General features: G+C 42.1%; 21 protein-coding genes. 5 read left to right on the forward strand and 16 right to left on the reverse strand.

Annotated elements, in window-relative coordinates; translation table 11 throughout:
* Positions 1-5 precede the first annotated feature (5 nt).
* From AWV70_RS20465 to AWV70_RS20525, 14 genes are all read right to left on the reverse strand, one after another.
* Positions 6-707, reverse strand: a complete 702-nt coding sequence (locus AWV70_RS20465) for an MBL fold metallo-hydrolase (RefSeq protein ID WP_060210342.1) — start codon at positions 705-707, stop codon at positions 6-8.
* Positions 707-1,876: a hypothetical protein gene (locus tag AWV70_RS20470; RefSeq protein WP_201024422.1), complete on the reverse strand. Its 1,170-nt coding sequence runs from the start codon at positions 1,874-1,876 to the stop codon at positions 707-709. Before AWV70_RS20470 ends, AWV70_RS20465 begins: the two co-directional genes overlap by 1 nt.
* Entirely contained in the window at positions 1,869-2,108 is a 240-nt protein-coding gene (locus AWV70_RS20475; protein ID WP_060210343.1) for a hypothetical protein, read from the reverse strand. The genes AWV70_RS20470 and AWV70_RS20475 overlap by 8 nt, the downstream gene beginning before the upstream one ends.
* Complete coding sequence (locus AWV70_RS20480; RefSeq protein ID WP_060210344.1) at positions 2,109-2,291, reverse strand: hypothetical protein; 183 nt, start codon at positions 2,289-2,291, stop codon at positions 2,109-2,111.
* Entirely contained in the window at positions 2,292-4,361 is a 2,070-nt protein-coding gene (locus AWV70_RS20485; protein WP_153010071.1) for a hypothetical protein, read from the reverse strand.
* Positions 4,361-4,585: a hypothetical protein gene (locus tag AWV70_RS20490; RefSeq protein WP_060210345.1), complete on the reverse strand. Its 225-nt coding sequence runs from the start codon at positions 4,583-4,585 to the stop codon at positions 4,361-4,363. The genes AWV70_RS20485 and AWV70_RS20490 overlap by 1 nt, the downstream gene beginning before the upstream one ends.
* A 93-nt stretch (positions 4,586-4,678) precedes the next feature.
* On the reverse strand, positions 4,679-4,870 hold the full coding sequence (locus AWV70_RS20495) for a hypothetical protein (protein WP_060210346.1): 192 nt from the start codon (positions 4,868-4,870) through the stop codon (positions 4,679-4,681).
* Positions 4,871-5,053, reverse strand: coding sequence for a hypothetical protein (locus tag AWV70_RS20500; RefSeq protein ID WP_060210347.1), 183 nt, complete (start codon positions 5,051-5,053; stop codon positions 4,871-4,873).
* A 263-nt stretch (positions 5,054-5,316) separates the two neighbouring features.
* Positions 5,317-5,439 carry a hypothetical protein gene (locus AWV70_RS25145; protein ID WP_268777895.1) on the reverse strand — a complete coding sequence of 41 codons (123 nt, stop codon included), beginning with the start codon at positions 5,437-5,439 and terminating at the stop codon, positions 5,317-5,319.
* Positions 5,436-5,720 (reverse strand): helix-turn-helix domain-containing protein, encoded by a 285-nt coding sequence (locus AWV70_RS20505; protein WP_060210348.1) that lies wholly within the window; start codon positions 5,718-5,720, stop codon positions 5,436-5,438. The genes AWV70_RS25145 and AWV70_RS20505 overlap by 4 nt, the downstream gene beginning before the upstream one ends.
* A 184-nt stretch (positions 5,721-5,904) precedes the next feature.
* Positions 5,905-6,279 (reverse strand): ORF6C domain-containing protein, encoded by a 375-nt coding sequence (locus tag AWV70_RS20510; RefSeq protein ID WP_060210349.1) that lies wholly within the window; start codon positions 6,277-6,279, stop codon positions 5,905-5,907.
* A complete protein-coding gene (locus tag AWV70_RS24230) occupies positions 6,258-6,545 on the reverse strand; it encodes a Rha family transcriptional regulator (RefSeq protein WP_060210350.1) in 288 nt (95 codons plus the stop codon). The genes AWV70_RS20510 and AWV70_RS24230 overlap by 22 nt, the downstream gene beginning before the upstream one ends.
* Positions 6,542-6,847 (reverse strand): helix-turn-helix transcriptional regulator, encoded by a 306-nt coding sequence (locus AWV70_RS20520; RefSeq protein WP_060210351.1) that lies wholly within the window; start codon positions 6,845-6,847, stop codon positions 6,542-6,544. Before AWV70_RS20520 ends, AWV70_RS24230 begins: the two co-directional genes overlap by 4 nt.
* A gap of 151 nt (positions 6,848-6,998) precedes the next feature.
* Positions 6,999-7,241 carry a helix-turn-helix domain-containing protein gene (locus AWV70_RS20525; RefSeq protein WP_060210352.1) on the reverse strand — a complete coding sequence of 81 codons (243 nt, stop codon included), beginning with the start codon at positions 7,239-7,241 and terminating at the stop codon, positions 6,999-7,001.
* 157 nt (positions 7,242-7,398) lie between these two features.
* Here AWV70_RS20525 and AWV70_RS20530 point away from each other — a divergent pair, with 157 nt between their 5' ends.
* From AWV70_RS20530 to AWV70_RS20550, 5 genes are all read left to right on the forward strand, one after another.
* Complete coding sequence (locus AWV70_RS20530; protein WP_060210353.1) at positions 7,399-7,755, forward strand: helix-turn-helix domain-containing protein; 357 nt, start codon at positions 7,399-7,401, stop codon at positions 7,753-7,755.
* Positions 7,756-7,763: 8 nt separating this feature from the next.
* Positions 7,764-8,588, forward strand: coding sequence for a hypothetical protein (locus tag AWV70_RS20535; RefSeq protein WP_060210354.1), 825 nt, complete (start codon positions 7,764-7,766; stop codon positions 8,586-8,588).
* Between the two features lie 15 nt (positions 8,589-8,603).
* Positions 8,604-8,795, forward strand: coding sequence for a hypothetical protein (locus tag AWV70_RS20540; protein ID WP_060210355.1), 192 nt, complete (start codon positions 8,604-8,606; stop codon positions 8,793-8,795).
* A gap of 66 nt (positions 8,796-8,861) precedes the next feature.
* Complete coding sequence (locus AWV70_RS20545) at positions 8,862-9,374, forward strand: ImmA/IrrE family metallo-endopeptidase (protein ID WP_235588785.1); 513 nt, start codon at positions 8,862-8,864, stop codon at positions 9,372-9,374.
* A gap of 56 nt (positions 9,375-9,430) precedes the next feature.
* Positions 9,431-10,543: a tyrosine-type recombinase/integrase gene (locus AWV70_RS20550; RefSeq protein ID WP_160327702.1), complete on the forward strand. Its 1,113-nt coding sequence runs from the start codon at positions 9,431-9,433 to the stop codon at positions 10,541-10,543.
* Positions 10,544-10,714: 171 nt separating this feature from the next.
* Here AWV70_RS20550 and comGB read toward each other — a convergent pair whose 3' ends face one another.
* The gene (gene comGB, locus AWV70_RS20555) at positions 10,715-11,770 is read right to left on the reverse strand and encodes a competence type IV pilus assembly protein ComGB (RefSeq protein ID WP_060210358.1); all 1,056 of its coding nucleotides are present in this window, start codon (positions 11,768-11,770) and stop codon (positions 10,715-10,717) included.
* On the reverse strand, positions 11,763-12,703 hold a 941-nt coding region (gene comGA, locus AWV70_RS20560; protein WP_235588786.1), incomplete at its 5' end, for a competence type IV pilus ATPase ComGA. The genes comGB and comGA, both read right to left, overlap by 8 nt.

Raw genomic sequence — 12,703 nt, forward strand, 5'->3', positions numbered from 1 at the left:
CCTCTCTAAGGCACGTACACCAACTTTCCCGTTGCTGCCTGCACCGCTTGTTTAAACTCTTTTTCGTCGCTGTTACTGTCGCTTAGGTGCAGCAGATGGATCTCCTGCACCTTTGATAGATCATTAGCTTTCAAAAACTCAATAACGTTCTCCAAGCTGAAATGCGATTGCATAACCCGCTTTTTCAAACCTGCATGAATACGTCCGTTGTTTACGTTTTCAGTAAGAATCTTATAGCTGTAGTTACACTCAATCATTAAGTGAGTAAGGTCGTTGAATTTATATCTGCAGTAATAGGTGTCCGTTAGGAAAAGCAACTTACTACCGTTCGTGCTTGCCAACAAGAAGCCGAATGGCTCCGCTGTATCGTGTTCCGTATCGAACGGTAGAATAGTCCACGTCCCTAACTTGAACTGCTTCTTGTTTTCAACTGCTCGTATACGGTGATGATCAATACCGACAGCCGATTTCGTGCCGGGAGACATGTAAATGTCCAGTCCCCTGTCCGCAACCTCTCTGACAGCTTTGCAATGGTCCTTATGCTCGTGGGTGACTAATACTCCAGCTATATCGCTCGTGCGGAAATTAAGCGCCCTCTGAATGTTCTTGAATGATATGCCGCACTCCAACAGGAGGGGGGTGCTGCCGTCTGATATCCAGTAGCAATTCCCCGTACTCCCTGTTGCAAGTGTTTTGATCTCAATCATTAGAAGCCTGGTCCTTCACTGAATAAGTTAGCTTGTCCGCCTTGGTGAGCCGAAGACGCTCCTACGGGTTCAGTGACTGGCTCTTGCATAATTTCTCCTGTTTCCTCATCGACACTAGTAGGTTCGTTGCTCTCGCTGAATTCAGCATCGATGTATTCAGGAGTAGAAATAGGCTTATCATCCTGTTCAATATCAAGCAGTTCTTGATTAGCGTTCTCACGAATTTCGCCCATATGTCGTGCAAAGGATTCGTCTTCAGCTTGCTCATAAGTCATTTCTACAAAGGCATTTCCAAAGTCTTTCGGAATCTTTTTGACGATATTGTTTCGCATTTTACGGATAATCATGGATTCTCGGCTCTGCGGATCTTTCCATGCTGGGCTGATGTACTGTTGCAGATCTTCATCATCCAAAGCTTTCAAGCCTAGTTCCTGTACTTTTTTAAGGATTTCACGCTTCTTAGCATCGATCTGCTTCTTTTGGTCAGCTGAGGCATTGTATCGGTCTTTCGCAATTCCGAACGTCTCGTTCATCAAGTTGTTATTAATGTGAGCAATCAAGTTTTTGGCAACATCTTCTCGCTCAGCAATGTGATAATCGACTTGACCGCTGGATTTGGTGATCGGATAAACAACCCTAACAACTTCTCCTCGTCCAGTCGGCTCCCATTCCGGTGGAGCCATTTCTAAACCTTTGAATCTCGGATAGGTGAATTTATCTTCCGATCGCACTAACCAGTACTGATGCACCTCTTTCACACCACGCCCGAAGTTGGAGAGAATGGCATCGTTGCCATCCCCTTCAATCCCCATTTCAACTTGTTTAATCCAAACATCTTTATTGTCGATTTTCTTTTTCAGGTTTCTAATAGAGAAAAACACTTCTCTTGGATTAGCCGCAGCATTCAACTTCAGTGAAGCGATTGTCAGTAAGTTGGCTGTCACGTTGCTTTTATCTAATTTTTCATCGTTCCAACCGATATTTTTCGAATCAAGTACAGCGTTGATACTTGAGATGGCGTTCATGACACACTGTTTGGCGTAACTGTCCATTTGCAGACCATTGCCTGTCAGTTGCTCTTCAATCATCGGAAAGAATGTGTTGCTGATCTTGGTCAATCCTGTTGAATAAGTCTGTTTTTGTTCGGTCACTTGGTTTTGGTTAGTCATTCAAAATCCTCCTCGGTCGCTCGATTAATTTGATATCGAGTAATTGATCGATTGCGTTTCTAAGGTCCATAGCTTCAGAAATCGTAAGTTTAAAATTCGGAGTATCCTCATGGAAAGGGAATGCCATATCCACATGAGATGAATCCTTGTCAAAAATACGTAACACTATGCAGTCTGACTTTTCGTTTGCCGGATACGATCTGTTATAAATCGGAATCACTTTAACAGGCATTTAGATAGCCTCCTCATTGATATATTTGACTACTTGTTCTCCGGCACGGTCCGTTAAAACGCTCGCTGTGATTCCTGCCCCGTTGTATTCCTTACAAAAGTCCGCGAAGGCTTTACCTAAACCTGTTTGAATTTGTTCATCGGACGCATTCGAGACTTCTAATATCATTATTGTTTTTGTCATTTAGGCAACCTCACTTTCTTTGCCTGACTGCGATTCAACCCGCAATTGACCATACTTATTTTTCCACTCTGCTTCCGCTTGCTCGTAACTTCCGTGGATGGACACAAGTGCTTCTACTATTTCTTTAGGGAATTTCCCGAAGCTTTGCGGAACGATTAGACTAATGACTTGGGTATCCATTTCTATCAATTGAGTAACAGCTTCAGCGTTGTCCACAAAGATCGGCACTCTGAATCCGTAATGCTCCGAGAGCGTTTGAATGATGTCTAAGCCGACATTGATTTTCGCGGCATTGTTTAGTCCGGAGCCGTACGGAACACCGTTATACGTGGTCTCGCACACGTCAACCAATGTCCCATCTACCTGCTTATGCGTCAGTTTAAAGCGCGCGACTTTAAATTTGCTATTGATTTTCTCGTCCAACATTTCTACTTTGATTCGTGTAAACTCCTCGATGAGGAAAAGTTCTTTTTCAACTTCTTCAAAGTCTTTCGCAAGCTGTTCTTGTTGCGCTTCCAGTTCTGCAATCCGTTTAAGGGAAGCAACAAAATGATTATGCTGTGCAACCTGCTGATTGAGTTCGTTGCGCTTGGCACGCAGAGTGGCGATTGCACTTTCAATGCCCGCAACAGCAGTTTCAGCGTCTTCTTGTAACGATTTTATGACCTCTTTCAACTTTTCCTGTTCCTGTAATTTGGATTGATATTTAGCGTCTTGTCTGGCGTCTTTCACTGCCGCTCTGAGTGATTCCAATTCTTCCTCGAGTCTGAATATGACGTTATCCTTTTGTTCAATCGAGGCCTGTGTAGCCTTAACTGTCGCTGATAACTTTTCATTCTGCTCAAGTAGTTCCGTTTTCTTTTTATCACCTGCTTTTCCCGACGCCTGTATTTCTTCCAACCTTTGAGCTTTTTTTAAATTAAAAGCAACAAGCGCTTTTTCTTTCGCGGCTTCTACTTGATCCGAAGGTAATTCTTGTTCACAAGTCGGGCAGACACATTCAACTTCATGAGTAAATTCAGTTGCCACAAGCACGTTGTATTCTTCGCGGAGTGGGACAAGTCTTTTTTCAGTAGTCTCATATTCTTCTTTGTTTCGTTTTATTTGATGCTCCGCATCCTCTTTCTTTCGTGTGATAATCGAAATATTCGACTGCTCTTCATGAATCTTCGTCATGACTTTATTCGCCTTTTCAACCGACTCTGATTCCAGTTCTCGTTTAATGGATTCAAGATCCAGCACGACCTGTTGAAGTTCTTGTTGCTTTCCGACAATCGCTGTGCCGTTCTGGATACTGTTAATCTGTGTAACATGTTCGTCAATTTCTTTTTCAAGTACCGTTATTTTCCCCTCTATAGAAGCAACATCATTTTTTTCTTCTGGGAGCATATTTTTAATTTCGCTGATGCGTGTGGGGATGTTTTTGATTTCTTCGTTGATTTTCTTCTTCTTGGCAGCAATGATTTTCTTCCGATCTTCGATTTTCTTGCCGTTTAATATGCCAGTTAACTCTTGGAGAGTTTCATTAGCGTTGATGACTTCTTCATCCGTCAGGTCGCCGGTGATTTTCAAAAGGATTTCACGGCGTTTTTCCCATTTGAACTGTTCGTTAAAATAAGTAGGTGATGTTAAAAGCTTAAAAACCTCTTCATCGATCAGTGTCTCGATTGCTTTTTTGTATTGAGATTCAGGTGTCGGCACATCATCGATAAAGTAGTCATTTTTATGACCCTTGAACGTTTTTTCAAGTGCGTTTCTCTTTTGCGTCCAGTCCTCATAGTGAACCTTTTTGAGACTTAGAGGTTGGCCATCTACTAAGAATGAAGCTTCGACTTCATGCTCTAGGTTGTTCATTTCTTGACCATCTGGCGTAAGTGTTTTGAGAGAGAACTTTGTTTTGTTCTGACTGTCCTTGTTAAAGAGAAGCCACAAAAACGCATCATACAGTGTAGTCTTGCCTGTTGCGTTATCACCGAATACCTGGACATCGTGGCCGTTAGCATTCAATTCGAATTCCTTGACACCCTTGAAGTTACGCAGTTTTAGATTGATTAGTTTAATATCTTTCATCATGCTTCCTCCTGACAATAGATAGTTTCCAATGGTTGATTGTTTTTGAAAAAACCTTCTTCTTTGAAACCATTCCATTCTTTTTCGGTGTATTGAAAAGCCCAGTCCCAGCCAAAATGTCTTACCATCACTTCTCTAGCTGCATCTGGTGAACTTGCAACGATTACTTGGTGACGATTTGCCAAACTGCGAGATTGTCCAAATGTGAAATAATGTTTTTCCAACCTGCACCCTCCTTGTTTTTTAAGGGGTTCTGCGCTAAAATGTTCGTAAGTGAATGAAACAGAACCCCGAATCCGCTGCTACCAACAGCGGGTTTATTTTGTTTTCTGCACCATTTCTATTGCTTCCCAAATCGTATCCACTTTCATGTGTTGGATTTGATAAGCTTGCCGGGACTCGACCATTGCCTCTAATGATTCTGATTGCGCGATTCCGTGCGCTAAATCGTTCAGCTCGATTACTTCCGCATCATGCCAATCAGAAAGCTTTTTAATAACCTCTTCCATTCAAACGACCTCCTTGTAATAAATGTGTTTCGCGACTTTTTGCACCGAATGGATTTCTTGTTGGCCCCAAGTCTCGATGAATTTTGTAACTGCCTCTAACACATCATCGTTTTGCGTTTTAATGATGTAAGGATCTGCTTCTCGATCTGGGCGGAATATCCATTCGTACTCAACTGCACTCATTCCGGCTTCCTCCTTCCCATCCGTTCTACGAGCAGATAAACCATGACGACGTAAGGTAGAACGATGATAATGATGTCAATCTTCTCTTTTAGCGTCAGCACGCTATCACCCTTTCCGATGGTTGAATCCCATCAAGAAGCCCATGAGTTTGCCGTGGGGTAGATGATTGGAGGAAGACTCCGTTCATGGACTTCTTGACAGGAGCCAAAGCTCCGTCATTGTGTTATAATAAAAATGTGCAAATTAACATTTATCATTTCACTTCAGCCAATTGACGTTCCCGCGTCAGTCGGTTTTTTTATTGTCGTTACATCAATACCGGCCTGCCTCATCTTTTCTACAAATGCTGCCAATTCTTTGCGTAACTGTTTTTCTTCCAGTCTCATAACAACCCTCCTAATCTAATAAGACCGATTACTCCGTTGCCCATCGTCGATAGAATATTAGCCAAGATCGTCATACCCTCTATGCCAGCAATAAATGCAACGAGAACGTCTGACGAGTCAGTTGCCAATGCCCAACGTTGAAATAACGTCATCAGGGGCTCTCTTCTGTCGTTTTCGATACGTGATACATCCGCTTGTTCCATATGCAAAATGTCCGCCAACTCTTCCTGAGTCAACCCCTTGCGCATACGGCAAGCCCTTAAAATTGCACCATACGCCATTCTCATTTCACCCCCTTCGCAATATGTCAGATTGACATACTCATTTAACGAGGGCTGTTGTACTCTATAGATGTAGACCTCCAAAACTCCGCAACAACAACCACTTACAAAAACCTTTCACCTAGCCGGGGTCCCTCCCCCGGCCCACTTACGCCGCTCGCCGCGGTATCCACGCCTCCACGTATCAAATCGCAGCTTGTAAGTCCTTCCGAAGAACGTCTTTATATGAAGCAACTCCGAATCTGTCCTTAATTTCACGGTACAACTCACTAAACAATCGCCGTTTTTCGCTTTCATCCTTAGTAAGAGAGTAAACCCTAGCCCCTACCGCCTTTTGCAACCTGCGTTGCATCCCATAATCTAGAGTCATTTGGTTATCGATCTTGTCTTCTAGCTGCTCGACCTTGCCTTTGATTTCCTCGACCTCTTGAGCCGTTTCCAATGTCAATTGCATTGACGCCATCAACTGCTCTTTTGGAGACAACACTTTCGGCGCGTCTTGCCCTTGAAGCGTCTTCTCCATTTCCTCGAACTTTGTTACATAAGTAGCTGTAAACAAAACTCCTTTTTACCGGTCATTTTGTTTGCTACCATGTCGCACCCTTTTCGAGTAATCAGGAAGCTAGGTAATGTTCTGCCGGTTGAGTCTTCATAAGTGCTTTCAATGAAGAATTCACTGCGGGCGAAACCGCCCTGAGTAAGATATTGATGGTATGACCGGATACTTTTTAATAATGCGTTATGTTCACGTCCTACCATTTCCGCGACTTCCCTGCTATCCGTGACAAGTTGACCATCCATCGAAATAACCTTGAGTTGATTCATCGCACTGCCTCCCGACTTCCAAAGTTGTAAACCAAATCGTAATTGCTACGGCTCTTAATCCATTCAAGCAATTGATCCGTGACAATCTTTGCATGTCCAAAATCATGAGTGACTGGAAAACCTTGAATCTTCGATGCCCGGTAAACAGTTGTATGACTGACTCCCAGCAGGTCCGCTGCATCTTGTAATGAAAGTAAGATTGGTAGTTGGCGTTCTCGCAATGCTTCGCCGACCGCCTTTCTTACTTCACTTCCAATGATTTCTTGCAGGTCCGCTGCGTTTACTAAAGTGACTTCTGACATTTTGCCCCCTCCTTCGTTTTGCCTCTCACACCCATCAACAAGTGCCCGACATCTTGGCGTTACCTATTGGCGCGGCTTACTATCCTAACTGATAAGTTGTGGCCTGCTCCGCTCGTTCGGATGCTTGTTGCTGGGTGTGAGGATTCTAAAATTAAACGACTTCTTTCTCGCTACCAAGATTCGATATAACGCATTCCGTTAGTTCGTTATTAAAAAAAACTTCTATTTCTATATCGAGTGCTTTCGCAAGAACCATAAGTCGTTCAACGTCAATCTTAGTTTCCCCGTTTTCTAACCGACTATAGGTCATAGTTGTAACTTTCAAGCGTTTTGCTAAATGGGTTTGTGTTACCCCTTTTGCAAGTCTTATCTTTTTTAAATTGTTGTGGACCAAATTATTCACCTCGCTAACTAACGCTATCCGTTAATCAATACTATACTAACGTTTTTCGTTAATGTCAACAGTTTATATTAAATAATTCTCAAATACCGTTAGTTATGTATCATAATCCGTTACTAATTGTTATATTCTATAAAAAGGAGGTTCACTTGTGAGTATAGGCAAACGCATTAAACAGTTAAGAAAGAGCTCTCATTTAACACAAAAACAATTAGCGGATAAAGTGAACGTTTCGTCACAAGTGATATCTAACTGGGAAAGAGAATATACAGAACCGGGTTCAGATGACGTAAAAGCTTTATCACAAGTCTTTGATTGTTCGGCCGACTATATCTTAGAAGGAAAAGAAAAAACTGCTGCCGAAATAGAGGAGGAAGAATTTCAAGCTTTTGCAAATGATCCGGAACTTCAGCGCTGGTATAAAGAGCTACCTAAGTCTGATGAAGAGGATTTGCGGAAGCTGCGTGATATGTGGGAAATTATGAGAAGTGATCGAAAGCAGAGGTGATTATCTAAATGAATACCGTTGCATTTCTTTTATTGATCATTAGTATCGCGTCGTTGGTCGTCTTCTCAATTCTTTGGGTTGTAAAGGCGAGCATAAAAACTCCTTATTCAAAAAAGAGATATGCCATCTTTACGTCACTATCCCTTCTGGTTCTTGTTTCTTCTATAGTAATAAGAATTGCCAATCACGAACCCAGAGAGCGAATTTCGTTAGATCAATTTTCAGAACGAGGATCGCAGATAACCGGTTTAAAGACAACGGAGCAAATTGAGAAAGATAAGCACTTAGAGAAACAAGATGAGGTAATCAACAAAGTAGAGACTCATAAACCAGAAAATAAAGCTCCCGAAAAAACAAAGACAACTCCTGGTGCTACAAATTCCACACCTGAGCAGAAAAAAGTCGAGGCAGCAATGCGTGAATTAAACATCGAAGATCAGGCAAAAGAAGTTGCTTACAAGATTTTTAAGTTTGGGGATGACCCAATCAATGAAACCGTGCAAAACATTGAATTGGATAAAGATGATATGTCCCTCACTGTAGTAGTTAAAGGTAAGGACGGTTGGAATGACACGTCAATCGGATATGGATTTTACGAGGATTCGACAGCGCTTTATAAGGAACTATCTAAAATAGAGAGTTTGCAAGAAGTGTGGATTTCAATAACCTTTCCTATGCAAGACGTAAACGGAAATATATCAGACGATGAAGTAATGGGGACTTGGATGTCGAGGGAAACAATGAACAATATAAATTGGGATTCCTTTAGATCTGAAAATCTTTTGGATGTCGTAGACGGAAAAATGGTTTATCCGCAATTTGTGCAACGATAAGGAGGTTTAAAACCAATGACGATAACCGTTATCATACTAGGTTCTCTATTAATTGTTGGTGGTTTTCTAGGTTTGATAATATCTGTTTTCATGTTCGGGGATATTGGAATAGCCGCAGCGATTGGATCATTAAGCGGACTCTTCGCTGGCATTGGATTAGTTTTGTCCGGAATTAAAATTAGGAGTTTAGAAAACAAAATAAAGTGACTTGCCCGTAGCGGGCTTTTCTTTTAACCACACAAAGAACATATGTTCCAAATTACAACTTAGAGGGTGATTATCATTTATGCGTACAGTCACTTGGAAGATTTCATCATCGACCAATATAAAAAAATCGGTATAAGACGTCCTGAACAATTAAAGTTAGGCGATGTTGCAAGACGATTGAATATCATTATTTACACATTCGGCTGGCCGAGTGAAGCTGTATACGCAAACGGCCGGCAGTACATCTACCTTAATCGATATTTGACACCTGAGCAGAAATGGCAAGAGTTTGCACATGAGCTTGGTCATATCCTCCGTCATGCTGGTCATCAAAGAAAACTGCATCCCATGTTTGTCGAGTTGCAAGAATGGGATGCCGACAATTTTATGTACCATTTTTGCGTGCCGACTTTTATGCTGCAGCGAATCCGGTTGCCGCCAGATCGGAAGATAGCCGCGCAAATGATCGCCAAAACATTCAATGTTGAACTGGGCTTTGCAGAATCACGATTGGATCGTTACTTAGGAAAATTGCACGCAACTGGATTTAAAGTTGCTGAAAAACAACTTTCACACTGAAAGGGGAAATGAAAATGTACTGTCGAACATTGAGTAATGGTAAGTGGGTATGCACTGTGGATGCTACACCTAACCCATTAACAGGAGAGCGCCGGCAAATAACACGTCGGGGTGCCACAAAAAAGGAAGCAATGAGGCGCGCGCAATTAGCGGCTGATGAACTTTCAAAAGAACGTCAAACAGCCAAAAGGACGGTTAACGAGGTGTATGCCGAGTGGTTGGATGTGTACAAGGAAACAGTCAAAGCATCTTCAGTAAAAGCTAGAATGGTAGCTCTTAAACCGTTCGTGGACAAGCACGGCAAGCACTTGATAGCTAAACTTCAAATTAGTGATTTACAAAAGTTTTTAATAGAGCGACGTGATACTGGTATATCACATCATCATATCGCCGGTACTCGAACCGCTTTGAATTTAATGTTTGATTTTGCTTTCAAAAATGAATATATTGAAAAAAACATTGTGAAGGATACCGTCGCGCCGAAAGCTAACAAGAAATCACAATTACTTGTTAACGCAAAGAAAAAGTATCTGGAAAAAGATGAGATTCAAAGTTTCTTAACTGGTGTAAAGTCATCTGGCAGAAGGAATGCTTATCCAATAGCCCTCACAATGCTTTCTACGGGGTTACGCATTGGAGAGGTGTTAGCGCTCACTTGGAATGATATCGACCTAGAAAAGCATGTTTTAGTGGTGAATAAAACGTTATTTGAGAAGCCTGCTACCGAAGGTGGGTTTGAATTTGCACCACCGAAAACGGAAGACTCCAATCGGACTGTATCTTTTAATGAAGAACTAACAAATGAGTTAAAGAAAATGAAAGTCCAATACAATAAAGAAAAGTTGACTGGTTTGCGCGACAAAAAATCAGAATGGTGCGATTTAGTGTTTACCGGCAAGAATCAACAACCAGTTCGAGCAACAACGATTAGTTTTGTTTTTAATAAGATATACAAGGCGTATGGCATCAAAGATGTGAATGGCACGCATATACTGCGACACACGCATATTACAATGCTTGTAGAAGCTGGTGTAGACTTGCCTGTTATTATGGAACGAGTCGGCCACTCAAATATTAATATCACTTTAGAGATTTACACACACGTCACGAAAAAGATGCAGCAGCAAAGTGATGATAAAATCAATGAGTATTTCCGCCAATTTATCTAAAATGAAAATAAATGTGGTTTTTGTGTGATTTTCCGTTTGGCTCAATCAATCTTTAACCCATTTAAACACTGCGATTGAGCCGTTTTCAGTTTTGCACGTTTGAAATGATCATCATCTCTATCAGCGTGAACCCCTGTTCTTCCTTGACTATTTTCAACCCTTTCCTCCCCCTTATAAGTTGTCGAACGTACTGTAGACCGGCAACAGCAATGCCAAATAAGCCGCTAAAATACATACGGCCAGTATTGAGAACAAGACTGGCTGCAGCAGAGCAAGCCATCTTCCCATTTCCTCTTCGACCATGTCATGCAGATTTTCACTAAACAGCAGAAGCTCCTTTGCCAAGTGTCCCGTGTCAGAACCATGTCTCGCATATGCGCTCATTTCATTCCGCAGACCATCTGTCAGTTGGATAGCCACATCGAAATTTTCTCCATAAATGACATATCCTTTAATTGTCTTCGCAACTTCACTTAGAATCGGATCCACTTCTTGTTCCACCAACACTCCAAGTGCATCCTGCATGGATATGCCCGATTGAAGGAGGCCGCCTAGCTCACCTGAAAAGTCCCTCGTTTTCCATTTTGAAAATAATGAACCGACAAAAGGTATGGACATAAGAAAACGAATTTTTCGATGGGGCGGCAATCTTCGATAGACGGTGATTCCGATACCCGCAATTATGACGAGGAGTAAACCGCCAACAATCAAGATATCAGGGATCCTGGAGACAATGACCGGCAAAAGGGATACGAAGCCGGAAGCCGTGTCATTCCTCGCTATCACCATCGTTTGCAAATTCGGAAGGAAATGACTTCTGAAAACGATCAAAAAGATAGCAAGGAAAGAGAATAGAACGAATGGATACAGCAGTACATTCCGCAGTCTCTTCTTTCTTTCCTCCGATTGCTTCATTCTTTCCGCAATTCCTTTCAATGCATCCACCAATTTCCCATCCACTTCCGCGATGACGACCGGTAATAGGAAATTCGCGGAAAATCCAAGCATTCTTAGAATTTCTGTCACCCCAAGGCCTGCCTTCAATGCCTTTTCTGTCTGATCGAGCAAATCACTGTAGTTTTTTGAATGGTAAGGCAATAACAATATCAATCCATCATTGAATGTGTAGCCCTCTTGCATAAGCATTGAAAGCTTTCTTAAAAATGCAGGGCGATTATCAATGGTTCGTACAACTCGCCTCAATAAGAGATTTCTTTTTTCAAACATGGGATATCCCTTTTTCCATGCTATATTTCTTCATGACCGCTTCGATTGTCATTTCCTTTGGTACAGCCACTTGTTCGCCAGAAATGATTCCATCCGCAATCGCCTCCAGCAGTTCGCCTTGAACGATTTCAAATACTGCACCGAAACCGCCATCCTTTTTCCGAATGAGACGTTGCGCGGATATGCATACGATTGTTTGCCTCAGTTCTTCCGGAGTGATCCCGAAATCCATCATTCTATAGAAGCAGCCCTCCGGATCTTTTGAATGGACCGTCGTCAATACTAGATGACCTGTCAATGCAGCGGCCACGGCAGTTTTTGCAGTTTCAGAATCTCTTATTTCTCCGATCATGATGACGTCCGGGGAATGCCTCAGTATCGCTTTTAGCCCCGCAGCATATGTCATGCCGGATTTTTCATTCACTTGTATTTGCAGCAGATGCGAATGATTGTTTTCAACAGGGTCTTCTAAAGAAATCACATGCCTCTCAAGTTGATTGACGCAATGTGCAGTGATCGAATAAATAGTTGTGGTTTTTCCGCTCCCGGTTGGGCCAGTCAACAGAATTAACCCTTGCTGTTCTTCCGCTGCCCGCCGAAGTTTCTGTTCCCAAACGGGATCGATGCATAGCTTGTCCAAAGGGACAATTTGATCGTGTCTTTGAATACGGATGACGACACTTTCTTTCATTTGGATGGAGGGAATAGTCGATACACGGAATGAAAAGTTTACGCTGCGAATTTTTTTGTGAAATGAACCACTTTGGGGTTTTCGTTTATCACTTATATCTAATGAGGAAAGAAATTTGTAAAAGGAGATCATTCGGGCGGCCAACTGTGGGGGATATGTGCCGGACCGCTCTAGTTTGGAATTCATTTTGAAACAAATATCATATCGGTCTTGCATTGGAACGAGATGGATGTCTGTTGCTT

The sequence above is a fragment of the Sporosarcina koreensis genome (assembly GCF_001531445.1).
Classification (GTDB): Bacteria; Bacillota; Bacilli; order Bacillales_A; family Planococcaceae; genus Sporosarcina; species Sporosarcina koreensis_C.

What these genes read in the sequence shown, in the direction of transcription:
- AWV70_RS20520 (WP_060210351.1), bottom strand. Translation starts at nt 6,847, where the DNA reads ATGTCAGAAGTCACTTTAGTAAACGCAGCGGACCTGCAAGAAATCATT.
- AWV70_RS20500 (WP_060210347.1), bottom strand. Translation starts at nt 5,053, where the DNA reads ATGAGTGCAGTTGAGTACGAATGGATATTCCGCCCAGATCGAGAAGCA.
- AWV70_RS20495 (WP_060210346.1), bottom strand. Translation starts at nt 4,870, where the DNA reads ATGGAAGAGGTTATTAAAAAGCTTTCTGATTGGCATGATGCGGAAGTA.
- AWV70_RS20540 (WP_060210355.1), top strand. Translation starts at nt 8,604, where the DNA reads ATGACGATAACCGTTATCATACTAGGTTCTCTATTAATTGTTGGTGGT.
- AWV70_RS20480 (WP_060210344.1), bottom strand. Translation starts at nt 2,291, where the DNA reads ATGACAAAAACAATAATGATATTAGAAGTCTCGAATGCGTCCGATGAA.
- comGB (WP_060210358.1), bottom strand. Translation starts at nt 11,770, where the DNA reads ATGTTTGAAAAAAGAAATCTCTTATTGAGGCGAGTTGTACGAACCATT.
- AWV70_RS25145 (WP_268777895.1), bottom strand. Translation starts at nt 5,439, where the DNA reads ATGAGACTGGAAGAAAAACAGTTACGCAAAGAATTGGCAGCATTTGTA.
- AWV70_RS24230 (WP_060210350.1), bottom strand. Translation starts at nt 6,545, where the DNA reads ATGAATCAACTCAAGGTTATTTCGATGGATGGTCAACTTGTCACGGAT.
- AWV70_RS20475 (WP_060210343.1), bottom strand. Translation starts at nt 2,108, where the DNA reads ATGCCTGTTAAAGTGATTCCGATTTATAACAGATCGTATCCGGCAAAC.
- AWV70_RS20485 (WP_153010071.1), bottom strand. Translation starts at nt 4,361, where the DNA reads ATGAAAGATATTAAACTAATCAATCTAAAACTGCGTAACTTCAAGGGT.
- AWV70_RS20535 (WP_060210354.1), top strand. Translation starts at nt 7,764, where the DNA reads ATGAATACCGTTGCATTTCTTTTATTGATCATTAGTATCGCGTCGTTG.
- AWV70_RS20465 (WP_060210342.1), bottom strand. Translation starts at nt 707, where the DNA reads ATGATTGAGATCAAAACACTTGCAACAGGGAGTACGGGGAATTGCTAC.
- AWV70_RS20470 (WP_201024422.1), bottom strand. Translation starts at nt 1,876, where the DNA reads ATGACTAACCAAAACCAAGTGACCGAACAAAAACAGACTTATTCAACA.
- AWV70_RS20505 (WP_060210348.1), bottom strand. Translation starts at nt 5,720, where the DNA reads ATGGCGTATGGTGCAATTTTAAGGGCTTGCCGTATGCGCAAGGGGTTG.